Source organism: Spirochaetota bacterium (genome assembly GCA_040756435.1).
In the GTDB taxonomy this organism is placed as follows: Bacteria; Spirochaetota; UBA4802; order UBA4802; family UB4802; genus UBA4802.
In genome coordinates, this window is the sequence record JBFLZD010000111.1 from 1 (window position 1) to 3,143 (window position 3,143).

Consider the following 3,143-nt stretch of genomic DNA (forward strand, 5'->3'; position numbering starts at 1 on the left):
CTTAGTCCCTGTAGTGCCGCTAGTAGAAAGGCAAGCGGTAGATAATACAACAACGATCAACAGACTAAATACAAGCTTTCTCACAAGTAGCCTCCTATAATACATACTATATTCAACCTAACATTTGCTTAACCTGCGCGCCGTCATTGGCATGAGTTCTTGCGTAAGCAAGAACCATGACAATAGGCAAGTCAGGTTAAAGCGATTGTTATGCGCTTTCAATTTTTAATAGTTGCGTTCATAAATGTTAAAATTTCAAAGACTTTACTAAAATTTTCAATATTATTATCTCACGTTTCTTTATCTTTGCTCGTCAATATAATCATGTGAACCCTGTCTTGATACCTAATGTAGATTAAAGTTTCAAATTGTCCACTTTTAGTATATTCAATATCGTAGCAATAATATACATTTGGATATATCGTTTTGATTTTGCGCTCTGTAATATATTACTTAAATCATAGACAACAAATGCTTTTAGTTCTTCATCACTTTCTGACTTTAATTTAGCGGATTTGAAATAGATTATTGGCATATTTTTATTATTTTCACGCAGAGACATTCCTTTAGGAAAGAAAATTGCATAAACCGCATATTTAACCAAAGACTGATTGTCTAGAATCCATCCATTCGGGGCTTGGATAGTACATGCCCAATTATTCCCGTAAAGTACCCCGCTATTCATCTCATCGCCAGTCTGCTGGGCGCCGAGCTTAATTGCGACTGTAAGTAGCAAAACGGCGACCAATACGATCTTTTGTTTCTCTATTTTTTACTCCTAATGCTATAATTTATCGCGAAGCGCACGAATAACGATTGATTAATCGGCGAGATGTCATAACACATATTTTTGCAAATGTAGCGATAACAAGGACCGTGACATAGACAAGTAAACATGAACTGGTTGTCCAACGATTGTTATTATTCTTTATTTAAATATTTTAAATATATTTTTTTTGCATTTATTAATAGTTGTATTCCTATAATAATAACTAGTATTGAAATTACATTTATTGAGAAACTATAACTTGTATTATCAAATATATTTAAACAATCAAATTTCTTAATATTTTCAATAGATTTGCTAATTTGTATTGTAATTGTATTTGATAGTCCATAAACAATAAAAAATATACCAATAATATTTAATATCTTTATCCAAGTTGAATCCTGATTTTGATTATTTATATTATCAAGAAAAATCCATTTGACAACTTTTTCCCCAAATATAACAATGACTAATCCAATTACAAATTTAATAATAGCAATAATAAAACCATAAAGTAAAAATGTTTTTCCAACAATTTCTATTTCATCAAAAATTATTGGATTTATAAAATATAGAATGAATGTAATTAAAGAAGTAGCTATTAGATATATTCCAATTATTCTTGCTAATATTCTGAAAAATCGCTCCATTATATTCTCCTAAAAATAAAACCAATATAAATAATTAAATATAAATCTGCGCCCGCAGGGCCCGCATAACATTTGCTTAACCTGCAATTCCGGCCCGAAGGGCTTAGCGCACTTTTTGCCGAGCGATTCCCAGCGTAGCTGGGGCGCGACCGCAAAAAGTGTGACAACAGGAATTGTCAGGTTAAAGCAGTTGTTCGATGTCTCCTAATCCATATTTTCAATATAATACGAACCAGCAGCGATCTCGATTTCATTTATTAATTTTAAACTTCTATCTATCATTTTATCTGTCATGTAATATATCCATGGTTTTGAATCTCTTTTTGAGCAATAAAACCAATCCTTTTCCCATTTGCTAGATTTCAATTTTTGGTCGAATTTATCAATTTCCTTCTTTTGCCATTCTAGACCATTATGAAACATTGAATTCCTATAAGTTATTAGAGCATCAACAATCTCTAAGTAATCTGGAGGAAGGAACTTCTCAAAATTAGTAATCTGAGCTAATTGTTTAATTCCTTCTACAATATTCTTACTTGTTTTGCCTTTATTCAACGAATAATGACAATCCCAAATTGTACTTTTTTTTATACTAGAAAATCTTTCGTTATCAAGTTGAACAAATTTGCTATCTAGAAGCTCCCCAATGTTTATAAATATTTCATAAAAAAGAGATTCAATGGTTGGCACAATCATGCCTAGGACAGCCATTGAATATGCTGAATCATAGTAAACAGAAAAATGATATGAGTTAACTAATTCATCTACTAAGAAATCATTTCGTGATCTTGATGCTTTTTTGCACATTTCTTTAATTTTCTCGATTTCAATTATGTCACTTTTCTGTGTCGTTTTAATCAAATCAACTATTTTGTATATTGCTATTCGCTGTGAATATAAATCTATGCTCTTAATTAGAGCAACAGAAGCGTCTTCATCACTTATATGCAAATATCCTTTTTCATCAGTATAGGTATATTGAGGGTGCTCCTTTACTAACTTGTGCATTTTTTCCCTTTGCGCGAAGCGTCCATCGAACGTCCGCGTGAGTAGCCGGCTTTGACTGGCGCGGATTTTGCCGAGCGAGCCCAACGAAGTTGGGGCGCGACAGCAAAATCCGTGACAGGCAAAACGGTCTACTCGACGCGAATGTTAGGTTGATTACTCTATTTCCCTATACTTAAACTGCAAGATAGTATCAGATAAGTCTTTTTGCTTTTCAAATTTCAGAACAATTTCTGTTTCGCTTATTTCACTAACAGTATATATATACTGAGCATTTTCTTTATAATTTGATTTTGTAAGGAAATCGTCACGGCTCATTTTTGATACATCTGAAATGAGCAAATAGCTTTTTCCACTCTTCATGGAAAAATCCATTTCGAATCCTTTTCGTCCAATTACCTTTTCACCAGTTTTCTTGACTTCAAGATTAAACACCATATCTGGTAAAAAGGTAATCCGATAGTCATCATTTTCTAAAACAACAGAGTGCCCAACTTCATCCATTGTGGGATTTAATATCTTTTTTATATATGTTGATAGAATACTAGGATCCTCTCCCTTTAGTTTTGCAGTATCGAGCATAATGCTGTCACCGGTCTCAGTATCAACGATATCTACCTTTACCCTTTTGCCATCAATTCGGGCTGTCAGTGAATACTCTTTTCCTTTTACAAATAATCCTACCACAGGAAAAGGAAGAGTAAATCTGTCACCATCAT

4 protein-coding genes are annotated in these 3,143 nt (G+C 32.9%); all 4 read right to left on the reverse strand.

All coding sequences use genetic code 11. From position 1 onward, the window contains the following. Positions 1-355: 355 nt before the first annotated feature. Positions 356-736, reverse strand: a complete 381-nt coding sequence (locus AB1444_16280) for a hypothetical protein (protein ID MEW6528211.1) — start codon at positions 734-736, stop codon at positions 356-358. A gap of 185 nt (positions 737-921) precedes the next feature. Then, a complete protein-coding gene (locus AB1444_16285) occupies positions 922-1,419 on the reverse strand; it encodes a hypothetical protein (protein MEW6528212.1) in 498 nt (165 codons plus the stop codon). A gap of 204 nt (positions 1,420-1,623) precedes the next feature. Continuing rightward, the gene (locus AB1444_16290) at positions 1,624-2,427 is read right to left on the reverse strand and encodes a hypothetical protein (GenBank protein ID MEW6528213.1); all 804 of its coding nucleotides are present in this window, start codon (positions 2,425-2,427) and stop codon (positions 1,624-1,626) included. 153 nt (positions 2,428-2,580) lie between these two features. Further along, positions 2,581-3,143, reverse strand: a 563-nt coding sequence (locus AB1444_16295; protein ID MEW6528214.1) for a hypothetical protein, incomplete at its 5' end; no start/stop codon positions are given.

Coding starts and splice junctions, on each gene's coding strand:
- AB1444_16285 (MEW6528212.1), bottom strand. CDS start 1,419: ATGGAGCGATTTTTCAGAATATTAGCAAGAATAATTGGAATATATCTA.
- AB1444_16290 (MEW6528213.1), bottom strand. CDS start 2,427: ATGCACAAGTTAGTAAAGGAGCACCCTCAATATACCTATACTGATGAA.